The following is a 22,754-nucleotide window of genomic DNA, read 5'->3' on the forward strand; positions in this document are numbered from 1 at the left end:
AATGAAACCCTTTATTTCCCTTCTATGTATCGTTTTAACCAGCCTTACTTTTGCGCAAGAAGGGGAAGAAATCCATTCCTTATTTTTTGATTTTGACAAGTATATTTTAAAAGACTTGCAAGCGGATGCTGTTGTGGAATTCGTTAGTAAAATAGATACTTCGCGCATTGCTTCTGTTGAAATTTATGGCTATTGTGATGATCGTGGTAAAGACGAATATAACTTCGTGCTTTCGACAAATAGAGCAAATGCTGTCAAAGATAAATTAGTTGAGAAAGGAATTAGGAGTAAAATCATCATCTCGCTACAAGGAAAAGGCCGTATTATGCTAGATGAAGATATGCAAACCAATGTGCCAGAAGCCCGTTCTAAAAACCGACGTGTTGATGTAGTTATAAACCTAAAGCCTATTGAAATTGAGGACTTAAAGATTCCGGGTGTTTATAATTCCGTACATAGCGAAGCAATAATAGGCGATAGAATTTACTTAGATAAAGTGCTTTTTGAACGCGGTAGTAGTATTTTGACTAATGAAGCTAAAAAAGAACTGGACCGCATTGCTGTCCAATTGCATAAAAACAAAAACATCCATTTTGAGATTCAAGGACACGTTTGTTGCACGCCTACATTTCAGAAAGAAGCGGTTGACCGAGATACTAAAAAACGAGAACTTTCAATCAACAGGGCAAAGCGAGTTTATAAATACCTCTTATTGAAGCAAATAAGCAAATCACGCATGACTTTTAAGGGATATGGCAACACACAATCGTTGAAAAAAACAAGTTCTTTAGACCGAAGAGTAGAGCTTTTGATTACTAAAAACGAAGCTCCGGTTAAGAAGAAATAGTTTATTATCTCATAGTTTTTATAGTATATTAGCGTTTTAAACATTAGCCTTCTATTTCCTATGTATGAAAAAAATTACACCCATTATTGCTATACTTGCTTTGAGTTTTAGCTCAATTTCAATATCACAAACTAACAATATTAACATCGTTAATTACAAAATTGTGGAAATGAATGGTAAAAGTAGTCAGCGTTTCAATTCTGAGAACCTAGAATTTGAATTGCTTTATGATGCTGATAAAAGTCTGTTTCAATTAGTGGATAAGCTAGATGAAAAAGAAAACATTATCGATTCGAAAATCATAAAAGTTATTTATGGCGGACACATCAAATATTATAAAGATAATTTGAAGCAAGAAAAATTAATGACGGTAGATGACGAAGGAATAATTTATAATGTTGTAACCGATTTTAACGAATATACTTGGGAAATTGATCCGAATGAAACCAAAGAAATTTCAGGATTTAAATGTTACAAAGCCACAACCAGAAAAGAACGAAAACACAACGGAATTATTAAAGAAACCTTTCAGCCTTTTGCTTGGTTTACTTATGAAATTCCAACATCCTATGGACCAGTAGGCTTAGATGGTTTACCAGGTTTGGTTTTAGAAGGATCTTTTGATGGAAAGAAAATATTTTATGCAACACATACGAGTAAAGCCAACCGAGACATTCAAAAGCCAAAAACGAACAAGACAGTCTCATTTGATGCTTACAGTAATAAAATGTACGACCAAACCGATGATAGAAATAAATTTCAGGAAGAAAATAAACAAGAAATTGAACGTGGTAAAACGCAATTGAAAAGATAATTTATGAAAAGATATCATATGAAACACATTATTCTCTTTTTTCTATTAGTACAATCATTTTTAGTCTTTTCACAATATAAATCGGGAAGGATTGAATATAATCTTGTAATTGGTCATGATGAAAAACTAGCCAATGATGAAAAATTTAAGTTCGTTTTAGAAAGTGCTATAGAAGGTGCAAAACTTATAAGTTTTGATTTAGTTTTTAATAACGAATCCTCATTTTTTAAGAAAAAAGAATCCTTAGAAAACGAAAATACCGGATACGCAGAAGCAATGTCTGGAGCAAAAGACTGCTATTACAATATTAAAAATGGAATTGAAAAAATTAAACAAATAGATAATTATACGGGACATTTTGTTATAAAATACAACGATGAAACAAAGTGGGAACTTTCTGAAGAAACAAAAATTATAGATAATTACATTTGTTATAAAGCTATTTCAACACAAATTGTAATTAATTCAAAGAGCACTTTTACACATCCAGTAATTGCTTGGTACTGCCCAAGTATTCCTTTTAGTTATGGACCGAAAGGATATACTGGCTTGCCCGGCTTAATTTTAGAACTTCAAGTGCGTCACATTAAATGGGGTGCAACAAAAATATCTTTGAGCACAGAAAATAAAATAATTGACGAACCCACTAAAGGAAAGGTTGTAACTGAGGAAGAATACAAAAACATTGTTATTAAAGGATCTCCAACTTTTTAAAATTTAAATTCAAAAATACTTGATTCTAGTATTACTCTATACTCTAAAAAAAATACCAGAAGAAAATAAATTGTATAACATCAAATAATAATAAAATGAAAAAAATTATATTCCTTTTTATATTAGCGCAATCATTGGCATCTTTCTCACAATATAACTCTGGAACGATTGAGTATAATCTCATAATTGGCCCTGATGAAAAATTAGAAAGTAATGATAATATTAAATTAATTTTAGAAAGTGCTACAGAAGGAGCTAAACTTATAAGCTTTGATTTAGTATTTAATGACAACGCTTCGTTTTTTAAAAAAAAAGAGTCACTAGATACTAAAAACACTAGACTCGCCGAAGTATTCGCTGGTGCACAAGGGAGCTATTATACGCTTAAAAATTCTGCGGACAAAATAAAACAAATAGATAATTATAGGGGACAATTTATTATAAATTACAGTGATGAAACAAAATGGGAATTTTCTGAAGAAACAAAAATCATAGATAATTACGTTTGTTATAAAGCTACTTCAGTCAAGGTTTTAAACAATTCAGTAGGCACTTTTACACATCCAATAATCGCTTGGTACTGTCCAAGTATCCCTTTTAGTTATGGCCCCAAAGGCTATAATGGATTACCTGGTTTAATTTTGGAACTTCAAGTCAACAACGTTAAATGGGGTGCAACAAAAATATCTTTGAGCAAAGAAAATAAGAAAATCGAAAAACCAACTAAAGGAAAAGTTGTAACTGAGGAAGAATATATAAATATTATTTCTACACCTCCAAGTTTTTAATTTTTAAATGCCGAAATATCTAATGCTACTATTATTCCCATTGTTCTCTTTCTCGCAAACCTAATTAGCAATCTTAAAAAGTCGCTAACAAAATCTAATACTTTCGATTTAAAAGTTTACATAATCGGCATGTGTATTATTACTAAAACACATTTTTAAAAGCAAAAAGCCAGCAAACACGATGATAATAATTGAAAATGTATAGAAAATCTGTAACAGTAATGAGCTAAATATATTTCATATTGCAATTGTTATAACAAACAGTTTATTAATTTTAAAAATAAACAAAATCAAAAAATGTATTATTAGCGCAGTAGCGCTTATGGTATTTTCTTTCGCAGGAATAGCGAATGAGGTTAAAGAAAAAAACGTTGAACTTGAAGAACTTTCAAATTGCGGCAATTGTTACGCTCATGCAGATTCTTTAGACGATCGTAGCGATAGGACAAATCAAAAATGGATGAAAAATGTAGATGCTTGCAGCACATCAAATGATTGTAAAGCAGAATTTTAGGAATCTGATAAAAAAGAAAACACCACGTATAAATTAACAACAAAAAAACTACCCTAGGATAGCTTAAAATTATAAAAATATGAAAATAATTATAATCTTTTTTTCTTCAATAACATTTTCATTTGCTCAATATAGTGGTAGAGTAACATATAAATCCTTTTTTTCTGAATCCGAAGCAACAGAAGAATTAAAGACAAATAATAGAATGCTATATCAAGAAAAACTTGATGAAGAAATGATGGCAAAAATGTTACGTTTTTCATTAGATTTTAACCAAGATGAATCTTTGTTTTACTTGTCTGAAAGTATGATTTCTGATGCTGAGGAAATAGCAACAAAAAAATACGTTACAGGATTATTTTATGGATATGACAAATTTTATATAAACAAAACAACTAATGAATTGATAGAACAGCTTTATTACACTTTTGGAGTAATTTTAAAGAAAAAAGAATCAAATTTTATTCACTGGGAACTAAAAAATGAAACGAAAATAATTAATGGTTATTTGTGCTATAAAGCTAATTACACGTACATCCAAAAATGGAAAGGGAATGAATTTCCCTGGAAAGTTGTCGCTTGGTATTGTCCTTCTATTCCTTTTAACTATGGCCCTATACGCTATAGCGGACTTCCTGGAATGATTTTAGAACTAACTGAAAAAAAAGTAGGATATATTGTAGAAAAAATCGAATTTTTTGATAAAAAGTTACAAATAAAAAAACCTATTGAAGGTGAAGACCTGACTGACCAACAAATAATTAAGAGACAAAATATAACAAGAGAAACAGATTAGCATCCAAAAAAAAGAATAGCGAGAATTAAAGAAAAATCTATTCAAAATAGAAAAATTAGTCATAAAATTTTATGCTTTGAAAATTCGCTGAATGTAGAATAAGTGTAAATCAGTACCAAACCCATTATTCTTACTATTGTTTTTATGACAAAATTTGCAAGCAATCTTAAAGAACTCGCTGACAAAATCTACTACTTTCGATTTAAAAGTTTACATAATCGGCATGTGTATTATTACTAAAACACATTTTTAAAAGCAAAAGCCAGCAAACACAATGAAAATAATTAAAAATGTATAGAAAATCTGTAACAATAATGAGCTAAATATATTGCAATTGTAATAACAAACAATTTATTAATTTTAAGAGATCAAACAAAATGAAAAAATTTATTTTTAGTGCAGTAGCACTTATGGCATTTTCTTTCGCTGGTATGGCTAAAGAAAAAGTAAAAGAAATCTTACTATTGGAAGAGAATTGTAGTGCAACATATGTATCTGAAAAAGCATGTTGGATTTCAGTGGGAAAAACAGATAAAGAAGCAACATTATTAGCTAGGACAGCATATTATGATTGTGGAAGAAGAAATTATAACGAAAGGCAACAGCTGAAAATAGATGCTTTTAATACGCTATAATTAATTCACTTCTTATATTCGATGCTGAATTTTATTTCAGCACCTTTAAAAACAAATTATGTATAAAATTTTAATACCATTTTTTCTGTTCTCTTTCTATTTATCTCACGGTCAAACTACTAAAATCGAATATTCTTTAGAAATTATTATGGATAAGGAGAAAACTATCAATCCAACTAAAATTGATCTTTATAATCAACTTAATGAATCCTTAAAACTCATAAGTTTTAATCTCGTATTTAATGATACTATTTCAAAGTTTTATATCCCTGAGACCAATGCTATTAGAACAGAACAAATAGCTCAAGCAATCAGTTTTTCAGGTTTAGAAAAACCTATGTATTATTTTGCGGGAAATACCTACGCATTTGGAGAAAAAAGTCTTTTAAAAGAACTAACTTATTTAGTCAAAAACGAAATAAATAAAAATTGGATTGTTCATAACGACACAATTAGAGTAAATGGATACAAATGCTACAAAGCTACATCTTCTTACACAAATAGTTCTGAAAAAATATTTACAGACATTGTTTGGTTTGCACCAAGTATTCCAACTAATTTTGGTCCAAACGGTACAGGTAGCTTGCCAGGTGCTATATTAATATTTCAGCACGCCTCAAATGTTTATAAAGCGAAGAAGATTGTTCTAAATTCCGACGAAAAAATTGATTTTAAACTAACTAATAAAGTAATTTCTGAAAAGGAGTACTTAGACTTATGGAGAAAATGGGAGGAAGACGAATTTGGAACTAATTAAGTTTTAATAGAAATTATTTATTTGTTTTTTAACAAGGTAAAAAACATCTGAAGGAATTAAAAGAATAAAAACACTTTAAAAATGCCAAAATACCTAATTCTACTATTACTTTTTCCATTGTTCTCTTTCTCGCAAACCTTACTAGGAACCGTAAAAGACTCGCTAGGAAAACCTTTGCAAAATGCCAATGTAATTGCCAAACCTTTAGTTGAAAAACAAGGGCTGAAATTCGCTATTGCCGATTATTTGGGCAGATATAAATTAGAATTAGAAAAAGAAGTACCTTATGAAGTTCGGGTTTCCTATTTGGGCTATAAAGAGGAAGTTGTAAATCTTCCGGCTAGTTTTTCACAGAAAGAACATCATTTTAAACTAAAAGAAACAGGACAAGAACTCAAAGAAATCATTATTACACACGAATACACACCCGTAATCGTTAAAAAAGATACGCTAATTTATGATGTAAAAGCTTTTACCACAGGAAACGAACGAAAACTTAGAGACCAATTAGAAAAATTGCCAGGCGTAGAAGTGGATAAAAATGGGGGTGTAACAGTTCAAGGTAAAAAAGTTACTAAATTTTATGTCGAAAACAAACCCTTTTTTGGCGGTGGTACGAAATTAGGTGTCGAAAATATTCCGGCTGACGCGGTAGATAAAGTAGAAGTAATTGATAATTTCAACGAAGTTGGCTTTTTAAAACAAGTGTCGGATTCTGATGATTTGGCAATGAACATCAAGCTCAAAGAATATAAAAAGAAATTCGTTTTTGGCGATGTAGAAGCGGGTGCCGAAGTAGCAGACGACAATGGTTTCTATTTGGGTCACGCGGCTTTGTTTTATTATGCTCCCAAAACTAATGTAAGTTTCATTGGCGATATCAACAACATTGGCAAACGCACTTTTTCGTTTCAGGATATGATGCGTTTTCAAGGCGGTGCGAGTAGTTTTATTTCGGGTCGAAAACAATTGACGGATTTATATGCTTTTGCAATGGATAACACCGATGTTTTGGAAAATAAATCCCGCTTTAGTGCGATTAACTTCCGCCAAGAAATCAATACAAAATTAGATATTGACGGATATGGTATTTTCTCGAGTCTTTTTTCAAGAACGGCTTCGGAAAGTAGTATCGAGTACCTTCAAAATAGTGCTGTTACCTTTGAAGAACGCAATTCTTCCGGCAAAAACAGCTCAGTTTTAGGCATTGGCAACATCAAATTAAATTATACGCCAAATACTAGAGAAAAATGGTATTACAATGGCCAATTTCAATCGAGCACAAACGATATAAATTCCGTGCTGAATTCGGCTCGTGACGGCCAATTGAGTTCGTTTGAAACACTAAATGCTGCCGACAACGTGCAAATTAAGCAATTTGTAGAATGGCACAAACAAGTCAATAAAAAGCACACTACAACTTTAGTGGTAAACCAAAGTTATGACAACCAAAAACCCATCAACACGTGGCTAACTGATACCGAATTTTTAACAGGTTTAATTCCGTTAGAAAACGATACTTTTTACAACATTCAGCAAGTAAAAAAAGTAAAAAACAATAGTGTTGACGCCTTATTTAAACATTATTGGATTCTGAATAACTTCAATCATTTGTATACGAATGTTGGAAACAATTTGGGTTCAACCCAACTCCAAATAACCGAAAAGCAATTTCTAACCGATGGATCGATCAATGATTTTGCTTCGAATGGTTTCGGAAATGATTTAGATTATTTGTTGAATGATTTATTTTTAGGTTTTGAATATAAATTCAAATTGGGCAAATGGATTAATAAACCGGCACTTTACGGACATTATTTTCATTTGAAAACCAAGCAAATTGCATCTGACTATACGATAAACGCCACTTTTTTACAACCTAGTTGGTTGAGTGAATACGAATTTAATCAGTCCGAAAATTTGAAATTCAATTATAAATTAGTCAATGAATTTCCGGAAGCTACGCGGTTGTTAGAGCGTTATACGTTACAAAGTTACAATTCGGTTTTTAGAGGAAATGCGTTGTTGCGTAATGAGCGTTTTCAAAATGCAACCTTAAATTATACCAAAACCAGTATGTATCGCGGTTTGATGCTTTTTGCCAATGCGAGTTATACCAAAAAGATCAAAACCATCAGAAACGAGATTGGTTTAGACGGCATCAACCAATTTACCACGCCAACGATTACCGATAATCCAGAAACTTCGTATCGTGTATCGGGAAATATTGATAAGAAGATTCATCGCTTTAGAATCAATTTTAATGCGAATTTATCTTGGTTTAATTATCTGCAAACCATCAACAATCAGGCGGTTTCAAATGATAGAAACAACCAATCTTTAGGTATAAAACTTCGGACAGCTACTAAAAAATGGCCGAGTGCAAGCGTTAGTTATAATAAATCGTTTAGTCAGTTTTCGGGGTTGACCAAATCTTCATTGACTTCTGATCGTTTGGGATTTGATTTAGATATTGATTTTTTAAAACATTTCAATTTCAAAACGGACTATCAGGTAACATTTAACGAAAACAGTAATAATGTTGCTACCGATTACAGAATCGCGAATGCCTATTTGAGTTTCCAAAAGAAAAACAATCCGTTTCGTTTTGAACTTTCGGCACAAAATTACTTGAATAATGGTTCTGAAATCAACAATTCCTTTTCTGATTTTATGATTTCGAGTTCCACTACTTATATTTTACCACGAGTGGTACTGTTGAGTGTGAGTTATAAATTATAAGAAGTAAATTCCAAAAGAAACTATTTCCAAAATTAATACTTCAAGTGTTATAATTTTCACCAAATCATTTTTTTAAAACAAAAAACCTAGCAAACACAGAAAAAAACATTGAAAATGTATAGAAAATCTGTAATTGGAATAAGAAAATATGCTTTAAATTGACCATAGTGAAAAGTATTGAAAAATAAGCCGAATTGCAATTGCATAAATATTTTGTTTCAAACAGTTAAAAGCAACCATTTACGAATTTTTAATTTTTTAAGGTTTTTTTATGTACTATTAATGTCAAATAAACATAATAATCAAAACGGACTCACCACCAAAATTTCATAAAAAAAACACAAAGAGTATAACAACAATTTAAAATATCAAAAAATGAAAAAAAACTTTACCATTTTAGCTTTTATTTTTCTTACCGTTACTCTTTTCTCTTGTGGTAACTCTGAAGAAAATACCTCTAATCTAGAATTAAAAAATATGTCATTTGAAAATTTAAGAATTGATTTTAATGACGACACAGTTTTAAAATTTTCTAAAAACAACATCAATGATTTCGACGATAAAATAATTGAAATAAATGACTTGTTTTATAGAGCTTACGAAGAAGACTCAAACTTAAAAATGGTAACATATCAAATAATCATGTCAGACAATGCTGTTGAAATTAAAAATTTTAACTTACTATCTCCAGAGTCAGAAAGAAATGGTGATCTTAAAGTTGAAGATGCGTTGCTTGCTAAATGGAATTGCCCTGAAGGAAGGAGTCAGGTAGGCGATAGTTGTCTTACAAAAGAATGTGTCAAAGAAAATATTGCAACTGCTTTTGAAGGAATGAGTTCGGGTCATCCGATAATCGTTACGGTGCATCATGGAGGTTCTTTAGGTGGTGGAGTTAAAGTGTGTTTAGAGACTATGCAACATTAATCGGAGGAACTCCTTAATTAAGAGTAAACTTATTATTTAAAACACTATTTTTAAGCCAGTATATCTGCCTTAAAATACTTACACAAATATGAAATTATTATTATTAATACCATTGTTTACTATTTCATCTTTTTCTCAGACACTAGGAAAAAAGATGATATATCAAGTTAATTACGAATTAGTTTCAGCTGTCTACGGCAATAAAATAATAACAGATTATATTTTACTTTCATCTGAAAGTGAATCAATTTATTTAACACAAGAAAGTTTTTCGAAAATAAATAACAAAGAAAATTTTAATATTATTGCAGACACTATTAACAATAAAGGTGAAATAACTAATATTGTAAAAGTAGATACTAAAAATCATTTATTTTATACTTATAAAGACTTTGAAAAAGACAGTTTAACATTTACTAATTTCGCAAATGAAAAAAGTTATAAGGTTTCTGAAAAAAATATAAGTTTTGATTGGGTCATTACAGATGAGGAAAAAATAATTAGCTCATACAAATGCAAGAAAGCAGTAACACACTTTAGAGGTAGAGATTATATTGCTTGGTTTTCTGAAGAAATACCTATATTTAATGGCCCTTTTAAATTCAATGATTTACCTGGTCTAATAGTTGAAATTTATGATTCTGAATTAAAATATTCATGGATAGCAAAATCGATACAATTAAATAAAGATCTATTAAAAATTGAAGAACCTAATCTAAAATACAAACTTATAGATATCAAAACGAGTGTGATTTTTTCAGATAAAGAGTTAATAAACCTAGTGAGTCTCAATCAAAGTAGACTACCTCAAAATGTTACAAGCGAAGGGTTAAAAATTAAAAGAGGTACGATTGAACTAAAATACGAATGGGAAGAATAAAAAAAATTTTATTTATTATTTCAATACTATTTTCAACATTAAGCTTAGCTCAATACAAGATAAAAGGCAATGTAAAAGATAATCTAGGAAAAATACTTAATTCGGCGAGTATTATACTTAAGGATAATAATAACAAAATCATAAAATTTACATACACTGATAATGTTGGTGATTATATTATTCAAAATGAGATAGAAGGAACATTTACAATTTCTGTAAACTCTATGGGTTTTGAACAAAAAAGTGTTGAAATTATTTTAGAAAACGGCATCACAATTAAAACATTAGATTTTATTTTAAATGCAAAAACCACAGAACTCAAAGAAATAATACTTGAAACAACACGACCCATAACAATCGAAGGAGACAAAATCATTTTTGATGCCAAATCATTTGCGCAAGGTAACGAGCAAGTTGTAGAGGATTTGTTAAAAAAAATTCCTGGCTTAAACATAGATGCAAACGGAACTATAAAAGTGGGCAATCAAGAAGTTGAAAAAGTAATGATTGATGGCGATGATATGTTTGAAAAAGGGTATAAAATATTAACCAAAAATATGCCTGTTACTCCAATTGACAAAGTTGAACTTTTACAAAATTATTCTAATAACAAACATTTAAAAGATATTGAGAACAGTAATAAAGTCGCTTTAAATTTAACTTTGAAAGAAGATGCTAAAAGGGTTTGGTTTGGAAATATGCAATTAGGTTTTAGTTTAATTTCAGAAAATCGTTATGAAGTAAAAAGTAACTTAATGAATTTTGGTAAAAAAAATAAATACTATTTCTTAACCAATTTAAACAATCTAGGTTATGATGCGGTTGGAGATATTAATCACCTCATTAGACCTTACCGTAGTAATGAAGCCGGCAGTTTGGGTGACGATCAAACAGTAAATAATTTATTAGGGTTGGGTTCGGCGCACCCAAACTTAAAGCAAAAAAGAGTTAATTTCAACAATGCCGAAATACTTTCTTTGAATAGCATTTTTACGCTTTCAGACAAAGTAAAGCTTAAAGCTTTAGGGTTTTTGAACACCGACGAAAATGATTATTTCAGAAATAGTATACAAACATTTTCTGTTAGTAACACCACTTTTACCAATAGTGAAGATTTTGTGGGTAGAAAAACCACAATTACAGGTTTTGGAAAAATGGATTTAACGTACGATATTTCAAAAAATAAAACTCTAGAATATACTGGAAAATTTAATAAAACCAACGAAAAAAACAGAAGTGATTTATTGTTTAATACTGATTTATTAAACGAAAGATTTTCAAGTAACAACCAACTTTTTGACCAAAAAATAGTTTTTACTAATAAATTTAAAGACAACAAAGTATTCTTGATTTCAAGTAGGTACATTAACGAAAAAACCCCGCAAAATTATTCCGTAAATCAATTTATTTTTGACGATTTATTTACTGATAACGCAAATAACACCAAACAGTTTAGTGAAAACCAAATGCAATTTGCAGGTGTTGAAGCTCATTTATTGGATAAAAAGAAAAATGGTGATTTGTTAGAAGTAAAAGTAGGTAATCAATTAAGATTTGATAATTTAAATACTCGTTTTGAGTTATTGCAAAATGAAAATAATCTCAGTTTTCCAAATGGATATCAAAACAATTTAAGTTATTCCACTAATGATATCTATTTATCGGCTAAATATCGTTTTAAGTTAAAAAATTTTACTCTTTTAACACAAGCTGACGCGCATCAATTATTTAATAAATTAGAAAATATTAACAATCAGTCAAATCAAAATCCTTTTTTTTTAATTCCAAAAGTAGGTTTAGATTGGAAAATAGACGGTAAAAATAAAATCCTAACTTCTTATTCCTATAACACTACAAATGCAGGTATTTTAGATGTTTATTCAGGATTTGTGCAAACTGGTTTTCGTTCTTTTTCTAAGGGTTTAGACGAATTTAACCAGCTTACTTCTTCATCTGCAATTTTAAATTACACTTATGGAAGCTGGGGCGACAAATTCTTTGCGAATACGTTTATTTTATACTCCAAAAACAATGATTTTTTTAGTAACAATTCAATCATAACGCAAAATTTTTCACAATCTGAAAAAATAATTATAAAAGACAGGGAATTTTTATCTCTTTCATCAAATATTGACCGTTATTTTAAACCTATAAAAACTAATTTAAAAATTAACTTAGGGGCAACCAAAACTAATTTTAAAAACATAGTAAACAATTCCAACTTAAGAGAGGTAAAAAATTTCAGTGCTGATTATGGTTTTGAGTTGCGTTCGGGTTTTAGAGGGTTTTTTAATTATCACATCGGCTCAAAATGGAACTATAACGAAGTTGAAACCACTATTAAAAACAACTTTACAGACAATATGAGTTTTTTAGATTTATCCTTTATGTTTAGTAATAAATTTAATATTCAATTACAATCAGAACGTTACTTTTTTGGTAATTTAGATAACCAAAACAACAAATATTATTTTTTAGATTTAGAAACTCGTTATGTAATCAAGGAAAATAAGCTAACGCTTTCTTTATCAGGTAATAATCTTTTTAATACTGAAACTTTTAGAAGTTATAGCATTTCAGACATCAATATTTCAAAAACCGAGTACAGATTACAACCAAGATATGTTCTTTTGAAAATGGAATATCGGTTTTAAAATATAAAGAAAGATCAGTTTGAAGAAAGAATTGTTTTCAGACCTAGAAATTATAGTAGCGCTTCAGATTTTGCAGTTGTACAAGAACACTCTAAGGGTTTTTAGTTTTTGAATATTTTAAAATTTAAAAACTCCAACACAAATTCGTGCGTCAACTATTATTGCATCTTAAAGCAAGCCCAAAACGCTGGTTTTAATAATTTAAAAAAAGTGGTTTAATTCGTATCTTTTTTAACACCTAAATACATTTCAAGTTCCACTACTTATATTTTACCACGAGTGGTACTATTGAATGTGAGTTATAAATTATAAGAAGTAAGCTATAGAATAAACTATTTTCAAAAACACTACTGCTAGCGTTTTTATTTTGACTAAATCCCTTTATTAAAACAAAAACCCTAGCAAACACAGGAAAGAATAAATCAGAATTAACAGAAAATCTGTAATTCAAATGAGAAAATATGTTATAAATTGCGATTGCCAAAGAGATGTAAATCTATATGGAACATTTGCAATTGTTGGATGTTTTACATGTCCATAGACAAGTGCATCAAGCACTCTAATGATTGAGGCCGAACATGAAAATTGTATGAGTGATGCAATCGAAGATTATAATGAATGCTTAAATGATGAATAGAGTTCAAATATATTCCATAGTAGTTTTGCTGTTTTATTTTTTACCAAAGTTGCTAAGAGTAAAACGATTTATAGAAAGTATATGGTATGACGTTATTTGCTTTATCGCAATTATTTCTTTAGCATTTTTTGAATTAAAAAAGGTTTTAAAATTTTGACAAATTAAATAATACAAATAAATTTAAGCAAAGAATATCATTAGTAATTATTGCATTAATCGTCTTTATGTTTGTTAAAATTTACACCGTAAACTAAAACATGTGGGTTAGGGCTTGCATTTAGGCGGAACAATAACAAATAATTTCACATGGATAGAAAATATAAATTTTTAAAATTATTATTTATGATTATAGTTTTTACTATATTCATAAACTGTTTAGAAAAAGATACTCAAGAATCTATTTTAGATTTACAAGATTATAAGCCGACTTTAGCAGAGGCTGTTGGGAGATTCTATTTTGTTCCTATTAAAGATGAATTTAGAGATGATTATAAATACTTTGGATTAAAGAATGGTGACACTTTGTTTTTAGAAATAAAAAAAGATTCGAATTTTACATTTAATAAATTTTATTATAATCGTGCAAACAATGGTGTTTTCTATGATAAAGCAAGATTAAAAAACAATTTAACCGGAAAATTAGAAATAGGAAACAACTCTATAAGCATTTCTAAAAATTTAAATATAACGGATTCCCAAATATTTTTCTCGGGTTTCAAAAAATCTGAAAAGACTGGTCTATATTATTATTATGCCATAAACTCACCAACATAACCCTCATATTTCGAATATTACATAATGTATAGAAAATTGCAAAAATAACAAACACGTGGTCAATTTTCGGAAAGCTTTGTAATAATTGGAATGGTTATTCTTCAATCTTTGTGACTTCACCTAGCTACGAAATTATATTTTTTATCTTTGTTGAATTATAGAAATATTATCCAAAATATAATTTCGCTTCATCTGAATATGAGGAATATCATCTTCTAAATACATTTCGGAAGTTTTTGTAAATCCGTGTGATTCGTAGAATTTCTTTAAATATTCTTGTGCCGAGATGGTGATTTTAGTTTCGTTGAAATGTTCTTTAACGGTTGCAATTGAAACCTTCATTAAATCGTGACCCAGTTTTTTATCGCGATGCTTCGGGCTAACCACAACTCTTCCTATCGAAGCTTCTTCAAAATAAATACCTTTGTCAAATAATCGGGAATAAGAGGCTAATTCGTTGTCTAAATAACCAAGAACATGAATTGCTTTGTCGTCTTTACCATCTACATCCTGATAAACGCAATTTTGCTCCACCACAAACACTTCAGACCGAAGTTGCAGTAAAGAATATAATTCAGAAGTAGAAAGTTCGTTAAATCGCTTTATTTTGAATTCTGTTTGCATTGGTATTAAAATTAAAAAATTAATTGGTCTAGTCGAAAGCCGGGAAATCAAAGATAGTATTTAGAAATAAAATTCTACTTGATGAATCGAAAAACAATCTTTTGAATTTGTTCGAAAAACACAACAGAAAAAAGCTACAAGTTATTTTTATATTTTGACGTATTTACCACTGCTCCCGCTTGATTTGTAACGGTTACATATTTATAATCGCTTCGTTGCTCTATTTCAAAATTTAAAGTATTTTCTTGTATTTGAATGGTGCTAACTAAACTCACACTAATCATATTATCAATCACTTTAAGCTCAAATTTTACTGGAAATGAATTTGTATTTCTTATTCTCAAATCTTTATAACCGTAGACCAACGTAGCATCACTTCCCAAGGGACAAAATCGCGTTTCTTCGTTATAAATATCAACAGAATGATTATGACGCTCCACAATTTCCAAGCCCGCTAATAAACTAACGTGGTAAATAATTCCTGAAACTTGGCACAAACCGCCTCCAACTTCTTCGATAATCTTTCCATTCTGAATCGTTCTACCTTTTTTAAATTGTTTATTGGGATTTCCCACTACATTCCAAAACGAAAATATTTCATTCGGCCTGATAATGTGTTTATCAATCTTCTGAGTTGCTACAGAAAAATTATATAATTTGCTTTCAAAAGTGGCATTAACCTTAATTTCTTGCTTCAAGTTTATTGCGTATACAAAACTAGGTCTTTCGGTCGTTTTTTTGGTAAACCGAAAGAAATCGCCTTTTACAATATCATTCGTAAATCGAAACGTAATTTTACCATATAGTTTAAGTGTCTTCCAATAACTCATTTCTTCACCAATTCTATAATTTGATAAGAGCTGTATTCTTTAAGAAAAGAATTAGAAAGTAGTGCGTCTAGTTTTAAAAATAATTTTCTTATGCCCTTCGGAATTCTATGAATTGGAATAAATAATATCCCAAAAGACTGTCTGATTTCGAAGTTGAGATTTAACTGTTTTATTTCTCTGTTGGTTAAACTAAAACTACCATGCCAATTGTTCTTCTTGAAATTAAGTAACTTTCTTCTCTTCGATGAAGGAATGTCGAAAATAATTCGCCCGTTGTTCGTAAGTATTCTATCCCATTCCATCAGAATATTTTTAACTTTTACATCACTCAAATGCATGAAAAAATGAAAACTTATAATCGTATCAACAGTGTTATCCTCAAAATCTGTATTTTCAGCATCGCACAAGAATATCGTTTTATCTGGAAATTTTAGTTTAGAAATTTTTACCATTTCACTACTTCCGTCAACTCCAAAGTTTGCAAAATTTAAAAATCGTCCACTACCGCAAGCCATATCAACAATAACTTCTTGCTTATTATAAAGTAAGCGATTTAATACTTTTCTTTCTTGTTTGTCGATAAACGTTCCGTAGGTATTGTCGAATCTATCCTTCTCGTAAATGGAAGCAATCTTATCGTAATAGTTTATAATTTCATCCATTTCAATTGGCTCTTAAAGGCTGTAAATATAGCAATACTTCAAAAGTAAATTAAAAATATAGAATTATTTTGTTAGCACTTTCAAACCAGCTTTCGCGATTCTAACATCTTCGCTATCATGAGCGCCACCCACTCCAATGCCACCAACAACTTTCCCATTGATAAAAATAGGAACGCCACCATCTAAAATTAATATGTTCTCATCTAAAAAACGCACATCTTCTGGAATAGTACCGCTTTTAATTCCTTTTGCAATTTCGGCTGTTTCTCTTTTTTGGGAATTTGCTGTGTACGCTTTTTTATAACTTGCTCTGATGGTGTGAACTCCCGCGTTATGATGTCGCAAAACAGCAAGTGTTTGTCCTGATTTATCAACTACTGTTACTGTGATAAATAATCCGTCTTTTTCCGCTTGCGCGAAGGCTTCCTGTGCTATTTTTAACGCCATTTTTCCTGTAAGGATAGGTTCTTGTACAAATTCGTCTTGTGCATTTGTCATAATCGTAAAAATTAGAGCTAAGAATAGCAATGGTTTCATATCGTATTATTTTTTTATCGTAAATCCTAAACTCTCCACTGCTTTCTTAGCGATGTTGTGATCGTTTTCGCCACCTCCACCACCAGAAACACCAATACTTCCTACTAACTCACCATCTTTAAAAACAGGAACACCGCCGCCTAAAAGTAATAATTCAGGAAGTGTGTTTAAGTTATTAGCGGTTGGATCTTTTGCGGCTTTTTCCATCAATTCAAAACTAGGTGTTTTAGTAGAAACGGAAGTATATGCTTTTCTTCGCGAAGCTTCGGTATTATGCGGTCCTACATTATCACCTTTCAGCAATAATAATGTTACGCCCGAAGCATTAAGAACTGCCACGGAAACATTTTTATCTAATTTCTGAGCTTCGATCTTAACTTGCTCGGCTAATTTCAGAGCACCCATTTGGTTCAAATCACCTGATTTTACAACATACTGAGCCGGTGCAGAAAACGCTAGTATCAAAAATAAAGCGCTACATACTGTTTTAAATTTTGTTATCATTCGGATGCCATTTTTAAAGCTAAATGTAAAAGTAAAAAAAAAGTTCCCTTAAAAAGGGAACTTAACATTATTTTAAAAATTTAACCGATTGGATGATGGCTTCTAATTCGAAAACCAAATCTCGTTTTGATTTGGAAGGATTATAAGTAAATCCTTCTAAAATTAAATAACGGTTATTATTAACATCTTTAATAGCATAATTTACAAAAGGACCGGCCATGAAATCATTTTTCAATTCCCAAGTTCCCTTTGTCAAATAGGTTTTTTTACCTGCCACTTGAACGTCAAATAAATAAGGAGCATAAGCTTCCTCTGTGATCATCCAAGTATTTGGTAATGTTCCATGAATATTTTCTTTTCCTACTGCATCACGCATTTGAATAATGTTTGCAATAACATTGCTGTCTTTTTCTACTTGCTCAATAGGAACTTCATAAATTAAGATACTGTTGTAGCCCGAACTAAATTCTTTTCTAAGCCAGATGAAATTATCTTTCACCATATCGTACTTATACCCGAAGCCAATTTTTAAACTAACACCGAACATCTTTTGTACTTGCGAATCAGATATCAAAGATTTAGCAATTCGAACTTGATTCTCAATTATTTCAGAAGCTTTAATCGTTTGGATAATTTCCGCCGTTTTTTCTTCTAAAACTTTTAAAACATCTTCCGTTGATTTTCCTGAAACAAAAAACACATTTTGCGGTTTTGCATAAGCGTCTTTGTTGGATGAAAATCCTGTTTTATCTCCCTTTTTAATAATGATAATGTTGCGACTTTTTCTAACAAATCCTTCAAAAACTTTAGTTGGATACTGATTCAGAGTAAACAAAGGCTCTTCTTGTGGCAAACCGTCAACTGGTGCAGCAAATTTCTTTCTTATGCTATCTCCTATTTCTCCATTCCAATAATTATCATCAATAATAATGGAAACGTTACTCATTTTACCATTTGACTCTGATAAAATGGCTTTAGCATCCTCTGTAGAGTCTTTGCAAGAAATCAAACTTAAAGCTGTTAAAAAAAGAAAGGCTAGTTGTTTCATAAAAAAATATTATCCGTTAATTTTCAGTTTCATACCTGGTTGGATATTATTACCGCTAATATCGTTCCACTTTTTTATGTCATCAGCAGAAATACCTGGAAACTGCTTCGCAATAGAGTATAATGAATCACCTGAACGAACCGTGTAACTCGCGCCACTACTAGTTTTAGGCGCTGTTTTAACTGCTACACTTTGTGTTGAATAAATTTTTAATTTTTTTCCTGCTATTATGTTATTTCCCTTAATGTTATTCCAAGCTTTTAAATTCGCAACCGAGACTTTATACTTACTAGCAATTAACCCCACACTTTCACCTGATCTTATTGTGTGATACTGCAGTTGCTTTTGTGAACCAGAGGTACTTGAAGTAGTAGCAGAACGTTCCACTGTTGAAGCGTAATATGCTTTTTCTTTGAACGTATCTAAATGTTCTAAATAGGCGTAAACTTTTTCTTCGTTAGATACAAAAAGACCCATTTTATTTTTTGGCAAACGCAAATAATGCGCCTTATCATACATGTAAGGAATAATGTTTAATTTGTAAATTGGGTTTAAAAACTCAATTTGTTCTACAGGAATATCTAATAGTTCCGATATGTGAGTAAAGGACATTTGTTTCTTTACCATAATGGTGTCCGTTTCAAAATAAGTCAAGGCTGCTTTTTTAGGTTGCATTCCATGTTCTTTCTTGAATTCGTAAATATACATTGTAGCTAAAAATGCTGGAACGTAGTTTGCGGTTTCACGCGGTAAATTGTGACGAATATTCCAATAATTTTGGCTCCCGCCTGAACGACGAATTGCTTTTGAAACGTTTCCTGGACCTGCATTATAAGATGCTAAAACCATACTCCAATCGCCAAATATCTTGTATAAACTAGATAAATACTGACAAGCTGCTTCTGTCGCTTTTAAGGGATCATGACGTTCATCTACATATGAATTGACCTCTAGGTTGAAATGCTTTCCTGTTGGGTACATAAACTGCCATAAACCGGATGCGCCTACTCTTGACTTCGCTCTTGGATTTAAAGCTGATTCTACAATTGCTAAATATTTAATTTCTAAAGGAATGTTATATTTTGCCAAATGCTCTTCAAACATTGGAAAATAATATTCCGAAATGGCCATTAATCGTTCAAAGGATTTAGTTCTATGTTTTAAAAAAGACTTAATCGTATTTTCTAATGCCGGATTGTACTCAATATTAAAAGGAGATTTCGAATTTAATATTTTTAGTCTTTGTTTTAATAACTCTGGAGATAAATCATAAGCAACAGAATCGTCAATATCGATATTCGCTATATCGGCAAACATTGCTTCAGATAAATCACTATTTGCAAGTTCCGTTAACCATCGCTCATCGATGCAGTTACTTGTGGAGTGTTGAACAAAAGTCGTTTTTAAAGAATCTAAATAGGTTAATTTAGGAAAGCTTAAAGTATGTTGTTCAAGGCTTTCTTGCGCAAAACTAAATGTTGAAACTAAAAGGGATAGGTATACTAATTTTTTCATTATTGTTTTTTTATGAGGCTTATTTCAAACTAATAACTTAATTATCAGGTTTATATTATATAATTATTCCAAAATTGCTGCAATTCCAGGTAGGTTCTTTCCTTCCAGCATTTCTAACATCGCTCCACCACCGGTAGAAACGTAACTCATCTTTGATTCCAATCCAAATTGTTTCACCGCTGCAACACTATCACCACCGCCAACTAAAGAGAAAGCTCCATTCGCTGTTGATTCTGCAATATATTCGCCTAATGAAATAGTACCATGTGCAAAATTTTCCATTTCAAAAACACCTAATGGACCGTTCCATAGTATAGTTTTTGAATCTAAAATAATTCTTTTTATGATTTCTAACGATTTTGGACCTGAATCTAAACCTTGCCATCCATCAGGAATTTGGTTTACATCTACAACCTGAGTATTGGCGTCGTTTGAAAAGGCATCTGCTGCCACAACGTCTACAGGTAAATGTATCTGAACTCCTTTTTCTTTGGCTTGTTTTAATATCTCAATGGCTAATTCCAATTTGTCATCCTCACAAATAGAATTGCCAATTTTTCCGCCTAATGCTTTTATGAAAGTAAAAGTCATACCACCACCAATAATGATGTGGTTTACCTTATCTAAAATGTTTTCAATCACAGTAATTTTTGAAGAAACTTTACTTCCGCCTAAAATAGCTACTACTGGTTTTTCAGAATTTTTCAATACTTTTTCGATGCTTTCAATCTCCTTTGCTAATAAATAACCGAAGCATTTTGCATTTGGAAAATATTGAGCAATTATTGTTGTAGAAGCGTGCGCTCTGTGTGCTGTTCCAAAGGCATCATTTACATAAATATCACCTAAAGAGGCTAATTTTTTTGCAAAGTCAATATCACCTTTTTCTTCTTCTGGATGAAAACGTAGGTTTTCTAAAAGCAAGATTTCACCTGATTGTAAGTTTTTACCAGCCGTTTCAGCTTCCTGACCAATACAGTCCGATGCGAACTTTACTTTCTTACCAAGGATTTCTTCAGTCTTAGCAAGAATATGTTGCAGTGAATATTTCGATTCAACACCTTTTGGCCTGCCTAAGTGACTCATTAAAATTACACTACCTCCATCTTTCAATATTTTATCAATTGTAGGCTTTGCGGCTTCAATACGAGTGGCATCAGTTACTTTAAAATTTTCATCTAAAGGGACATTGAAGTCTACTCTGATTATAGCTTTTTTAGCATTGAAATTGAAGTCATTGAGTGTTTTCATGTACTGGATTTTTAATTCGTATAATTGCAAATATATATTATTGTATTCTAAATCAGGGTAACAAATATCATATTTAGCAAATTTTTAAAAGTTTATGGAATTATGTGCATTATCATTTGCAAAAGCAATTATTCGTTATATCTTTTAATAAATGGGGTTGATCTCAATGAAGTTTTATATGAGTAAAAAGTAAAATTTTGGCTTACGAAATTAAAATTACGAAAATTTTAAAAAGAAAAAGGACTTTTCTAAATGAGATCTGTTTTTAAAACTATCTCACTATTCAATTAGAATTAATAAAAAAAACCAGTTAATATAAGCATATTAACTGGTTTTAAAATTTTCTAATAAATGATACGATGTTGCGTACATGGGCAATTGCTCAGCCCTTGCAAGAAGTCGAATCCTAACGTGACCATGTGGGTTCCTGAGTTATAAGGAAGCAGGTCGTTAGTGTTAATTTGGTACGAATAACCAAAGTAAAAATTGTTATGTTTTAAACCAAGCATTGGACCTATTGTAGCTGGTGTAAAAGACTGATCGTTGAAAACTCTTGCTGTAATTCCAGCCCAATAGTAGTTTTCGTACTGATGGTATTTAATCTTAAAGTTTAAATCGGTAGTAGATCGACCATCACTTTGAAAATACTGAAAAAGTGCAGATGGTTCTAATTCTATATCTGATTGTCTACTTCTGATGCTAATCCCTGAATATAATTGATAATTAGCAAGCAAATTAGGCTCAATTCTATTAAAGTCATCAATATTCTTTGGTAAGATATTTGATGCGTTAAAAGCTAAGAAATAGCCTTTGTTACGATATAGAAAACCAACGTCAAAGTTATAATTTTGATTAAATCTATTACCATTAACAGACGGATCTATATTGGCGTCAAAATTTTCAATTTCAATTTTAAATTGATTTAAGTTAAAAGACAACCCCAGCGACAGATACTGTTCAGAACTTTCATCCAATATTAAGTGATGTGCGTAAGAAAACTTTGCACCATACTGTCTTGTGTTTCCGTTTTTATCGTTATAAAGTTGCACACCAACACCTGTGGTGTTAGCGATTCTAAAATCCGCTGATAAAGCTTGATTCATAGGCGCATCTTTTACTCCAACCCATTGCGTTAATCCGTTTAAACGAATTCGAACGTTATCTCCAATTCCAGCATAGGTTGCTGAAACTAGAAAAGGATTATCGGCCAAATATTGGGTTTGGGCAGGAACCGTTAGTTCCTGTCCAAAACCCTTTATAAAGGATAATAAAATAATTGTTAGGCTAAATATATTTTTCATGAGATA

The 22,754-nt window shown here is 30.8% G+C and carries 22 protein-coding genes; 13 read left to right on the top strand and 9 right to left on the bottom strand.

What is annotated here, in order from left to right; genetic code table 11:
- Window position 1: 1 nt before the first annotated feature.
- From ACFSX9_RS07195 to ACFSX9_RS07255, 13 genes are all read left to right on the top strand, one after another.
- The gene (locus ACFSX9_RS07195) at window positions 2–847 is read left to right on the top strand and encodes an OmpA family protein (RefSeq protein ID WP_379806121.1); all 846 of its coding nucleotides are present in this window, start codon (window positions 2–4) and stop codon (window positions 845–847) included.
- Window positions 848–911: 64 nt separating this feature from the next.
- Window positions 912–1,661 (top strand): GLPGLI family protein, encoded by a 750-nt coding sequence (locus tag ACFSX9_RS07200; protein WP_379806123.1) that lies wholly within the window; start codon window positions 912–914, stop codon window positions 1,659–1,661.
- Between the two features lie 3 nt (window positions 1,662–1,664).
- Entirely contained in the window at window positions 1,665–2,375 is a 711-nt protein-coding gene (locus tag ACFSX9_RS07205; protein ID WP_379806125.1) for a GLPGLI family protein, read from the top strand.
- Window positions 2,376–2,470: 95 nt separating this feature from the next.
- Window positions 2,471–3,163, top strand: a complete 693-nt coding sequence (locus tag ACFSX9_RS07210) for a GLPGLI family protein (RefSeq protein WP_379806127.1) — start codon at window positions 2,471–2,473, stop codon at window positions 3,161–3,163.
- A gap of 322 nt (window positions 3,164–3,485) precedes the next feature.
- The gene (locus ACFSX9_RS07215; RefSeq protein WP_379806129.1) at window positions 3,486–3,677 is read left to right on the top strand and encodes a hypothetical protein; all 192 of its coding nucleotides are present in this window, start codon (window positions 3,486–3,488) and stop codon (window positions 3,675–3,677) included.
- Window positions 3,678–3,756: 79 nt separating this feature from the next.
- On the top strand, window positions 3,757–4,473 hold the full coding sequence (locus ACFSX9_RS07220; RefSeq protein ID WP_379806131.1) for a GLPGLI family protein: 717 nt from the start codon (window positions 3,757–3,759) through the stop codon (window positions 4,471–4,473).
- 377 nt (window positions 4,474–4,850) lie between these two features.
- Window positions 4,851–5,108 carry a hypothetical protein gene (locus ACFSX9_RS07225; RefSeq protein ID WP_379806133.1) on the top strand — a complete coding sequence of 86 codons (258 nt, stop codon included), beginning with the start codon at window positions 4,851–4,853 and terminating at the stop codon, window positions 5,106–5,108.
- A gap of 58 nt (window positions 5,109–5,166) precedes the next feature.
- Complete coding sequence (locus tag ACFSX9_RS07230; protein ID WP_379806135.1) at window positions 5,167–5,865, top strand: GLPGLI family protein; 699 nt, start codon at window positions 5,167–5,169, stop codon at window positions 5,863–5,865.
- An 81-nt stretch (window positions 5,866–5,946) separates the two neighbouring features.
- A complete protein-coding gene (locus ACFSX9_RS07235) occupies window positions 5,947–8,607 on the top strand; it encodes a carboxypeptidase-like regulatory domain-containing protein (RefSeq protein ID WP_379806137.1) in 2,661 nt (886 codons plus the stop codon).
- A gap of 375 nt (window positions 8,608–8,982) precedes the next feature.
- A complete protein-coding gene (locus ACFSX9_RS07240; RefSeq protein WP_379806139.1) occupies window positions 8,983–9,531 on the top strand; it encodes a hypothetical protein in 549 nt (182 codons plus the stop codon).
- Between the two features lie 88 nt (window positions 9,532–9,619).
- A complete protein-coding gene (locus ACFSX9_RS07245; RefSeq protein ID WP_379806141.1) occupies window positions 9,620–10,411 on the top strand; it encodes a GLPGLI family protein in 792 nt (263 codons plus the stop codon).
- Entirely contained in the window at window positions 10,399–13,065 is a 2,667-nt protein-coding gene (locus ACFSX9_RS07250) for a carboxypeptidase-like regulatory domain-containing protein (RefSeq protein ID WP_379806143.1), read from the top strand. Before ACFSX9_RS07245 ends, ACFSX9_RS07250 begins: the two co-directional genes overlap by 13 nt.
- 979 nt (window positions 13,066–14,044) lie before the next feature.
- Window positions 14,045–14,476, top strand: a complete 432-nt coding sequence (locus tag ACFSX9_RS07255; RefSeq protein WP_379806145.1) for a hypothetical protein — start codon at window positions 14,045–14,047, stop codon at window positions 14,474–14,476.
- A gap of 141 nt (window positions 14,477–14,617) precedes the next feature.
- Here ACFSX9_RS07255 and ACFSX9_RS07260 read toward each other — a convergent pair whose 3' ends face one another.
- From ACFSX9_RS07260 to ACFSX9_RS07300, 9 genes are all read right to left on the bottom strand, one after another.
- Complete coding sequence (locus ACFSX9_RS07260) at window positions 14,618–15,100, bottom strand: GNAT family N-acetyltransferase (RefSeq protein WP_379806147.1); 483 nt, start codon at window positions 15,098–15,100, stop codon at window positions 14,618–14,620.
- A gap of 134 nt (window positions 15,101–15,234) precedes the next feature.
- Window positions 15,235–15,930 (bottom strand): VanW family protein, encoded by a 696-nt coding sequence (locus ACFSX9_RS07265; RefSeq protein WP_379806149.1) that lies wholly within the window; start codon window positions 15,928–15,930, stop codon window positions 15,235–15,237.
- Entirely contained in the window at window positions 15,927–16,592 is a 666-nt protein-coding gene (locus ACFSX9_RS07270) for a class I SAM-dependent methyltransferase (protein WP_379806151.1), read from the bottom strand. Before ACFSX9_RS07270 ends, ACFSX9_RS07265 begins: the two co-directional genes overlap by 4 nt.
- A 63-nt stretch (window positions 16,593–16,655) precedes the next feature.
- The gene (locus ACFSX9_RS07275) at window positions 16,656–17,129 is read right to left on the bottom strand and encodes a GlcG/HbpS family heme-binding protein (protein WP_379806153.1); all 474 of its coding nucleotides are present in this window, start codon (window positions 17,127–17,129) and stop codon (window positions 16,656–16,658) included.
- Window positions 17,130–17,135: 6 nt separating this feature from the next.
- On the bottom strand, window positions 17,136–17,633 hold the full coding sequence (locus ACFSX9_RS07280) for a GlcG/HbpS family heme-binding protein (protein ID WP_379806155.1): 498 nt from the start codon (window positions 17,631–17,633) through the stop codon (window positions 17,136–17,138).
- A 67-nt stretch (window positions 17,634–17,700) separates the two neighbouring features.
- Window positions 17,701–18,681, bottom strand: coding sequence for a DUF4837 family protein (locus ACFSX9_RS07285; RefSeq protein WP_379806157.1), 981 nt, complete (start codon window positions 18,679–18,681; stop codon window positions 17,701–17,703).
- A gap of 9 nt (window positions 18,682–18,690) precedes the next feature.
- Entirely contained in the window at window positions 18,691–20,196 is a 1,506-nt protein-coding gene (locus ACFSX9_RS07290; RefSeq protein WP_379806159.1) for a lytic transglycosylase domain-containing protein, read from the bottom strand.
- A gap of 63 nt (window positions 20,197–20,259) precedes the next feature.
- A complete protein-coding gene (locus ACFSX9_RS07295) occupies window positions 20,260–21,447 on the bottom strand; it encodes a phosphoglycerate kinase (protein ID WP_379806161.1) in 1,188 nt (395 codons plus the stop codon).
- Between the two features lie 344 nt (window positions 21,448–21,791).
- On the bottom strand, window positions 21,792–22,748 hold the full coding sequence (locus ACFSX9_RS07300; RefSeq protein ID WP_379806163.1) for a PorP/SprF family type IX secretion system membrane protein: 957 nt from the start codon (window positions 22,746–22,748) through the stop codon (window positions 21,792–21,794).
- Window positions 22,749–22,754: the final 6 nt, after the last annotated feature.

This window comes from Flavobacterium ardleyense, from assembly GCF_042686085.1.
Lineage (GTDB): Bacteria > Bacteroidota > Bacteroidia > Flavobacteriales > Flavobacteriaceae > Flavobacterium > Flavobacterium ardleyense.

Excerpts from the sequence above, each read along its gene's own strand:
- ACFSX9_RS07195 (WP_379806121.1), top strand. The coding sequence starts at position 2 with ATGAAACCCTTTATTTCCCTTCTATGTATCGTTTTAACCAGCCTTACT.
- ACFSX9_RS07200 (WP_379806123.1), top strand. The coding sequence starts at position 912 with ATGAAAAAAATTACACCCATTATTGCTATACTTGCTTTGAGTTTTAGC.
- ACFSX9_RS07205 (WP_379806125.1), top strand. The coding sequence starts at position 1,665 with ATGAAAAGATATCATATGAAACACATTATTCTCTTTTTTCTATTAGTA.
- ACFSX9_RS07210 (WP_379806127.1), top strand. The coding sequence starts at position 2,471 with ATGAAAAAAATTATATTCCTTTTTATATTAGCGCAATCATTGGCATCT.
- ACFSX9_RS07215 (WP_379806129.1), top strand. The coding sequence starts at position 3,486 with ATGGTATTTTCTTTCGCAGGAATAGCGAATGAGGTTAAAGAAAAAAAC.
- ACFSX9_RS07220 (WP_379806131.1), top strand. The coding sequence starts at position 3,757 with ATGAAAATAATTATAATCTTTTTTTCTTCAATAACATTTTCATTTGCT.
- ACFSX9_RS07225 (WP_379806133.1), top strand. The coding sequence starts at position 4,851 with ATGAAAAAATTTATTTTTAGTGCAGTAGCACTTATGGCATTTTCTTTC.
- ACFSX9_RS07230 (WP_379806135.1), top strand. The coding sequence starts at position 5,167 with ATGTATAAAATTTTAATACCATTTTTTCTGTTCTCTTTCTATTTATCT.
- ACFSX9_RS07235 (WP_379806137.1), top strand. The coding sequence starts at position 5,947 with ATGCCAAAATACCTAATTCTACTATTACTTTTTCCATTGTTCTCTTTC.
- ACFSX9_RS07240 (WP_379806139.1), top strand. The coding sequence starts at position 8,983 with ATGAAAAAAAACTTTACCATTTTAGCTTTTATTTTTCTTACCGTTACT.
- ACFSX9_RS07245 (WP_379806141.1), top strand. The coding sequence starts at position 9,620 with ATGAAATTATTATTATTAATACCATTGTTTACTATTTCATCTTTTTCT.
- ACFSX9_RS07250 (WP_379806143.1), top strand. The coding sequence starts at position 10,399 with ATGGGAAGAATAAAAAAAATTTTATTTATTATTTCAATACTATTTTCA.
- ACFSX9_RS07255 (WP_379806145.1), top strand. The coding sequence starts at position 14,045 with ATGATTATAGTTTTTACTATATTCATAAACTGTTTAGAAAAAGATACT.
- ACFSX9_RS07260 (WP_379806147.1), bottom strand. The coding sequence starts at position 15,100 with ATGCAAACAGAATTCAAAATAAAGCGATTTAACGAACTTTCTACTTCT.
- ACFSX9_RS07265 (WP_379806149.1), bottom strand. The coding sequence starts at position 15,930 with ATGAGTTATTGGAAGACACTTAAACTATATGGTAAAATTACGTTTCGA.
- ACFSX9_RS07270 (WP_379806151.1), bottom strand. The coding sequence starts at position 16,592 with ATGGATGAAATTATAAACTATTACGATAAGATTGCTTCCATTTACGAG.
- ACFSX9_RS07275 (WP_379806153.1), bottom strand. The coding sequence starts at position 17,129 with ATGAAACCATTGCTATTCTTAGCTCTAATTTTTACGATTATGACAAAT.
- ACFSX9_RS07280 (WP_379806155.1), bottom strand. The coding sequence starts at position 17,633 with ATGATAACAAAATTTAAAACAGTATGTAGCGCTTTATTTTTGATACTA.
- ACFSX9_RS07285 (WP_379806157.1), bottom strand. The coding sequence starts at position 18,681 with ATGAAACAACTAGCCTTTCTTTTTTTAACAGCTTTAAGTTTGATTTCT.
- ACFSX9_RS07290 (WP_379806159.1), bottom strand. The coding sequence starts at position 20,196 with ATGAAAAAATTAGTATACCTATCCCTTTTAGTTTCAACATTTAGTTTT.
- ACFSX9_RS07295 (WP_379806161.1), bottom strand. The coding sequence starts at position 21,447 with ATGAAAACACTCAATGACTTCAATTTCAATGCTAAAAAAGCTATAATC.
- ACFSX9_RS07300 (WP_379806163.1), bottom strand. The coding sequence starts at position 22,748 with ATGAAAAATATATTTAGCCTAACAATTATTTTATTATCCTTTATAAAG.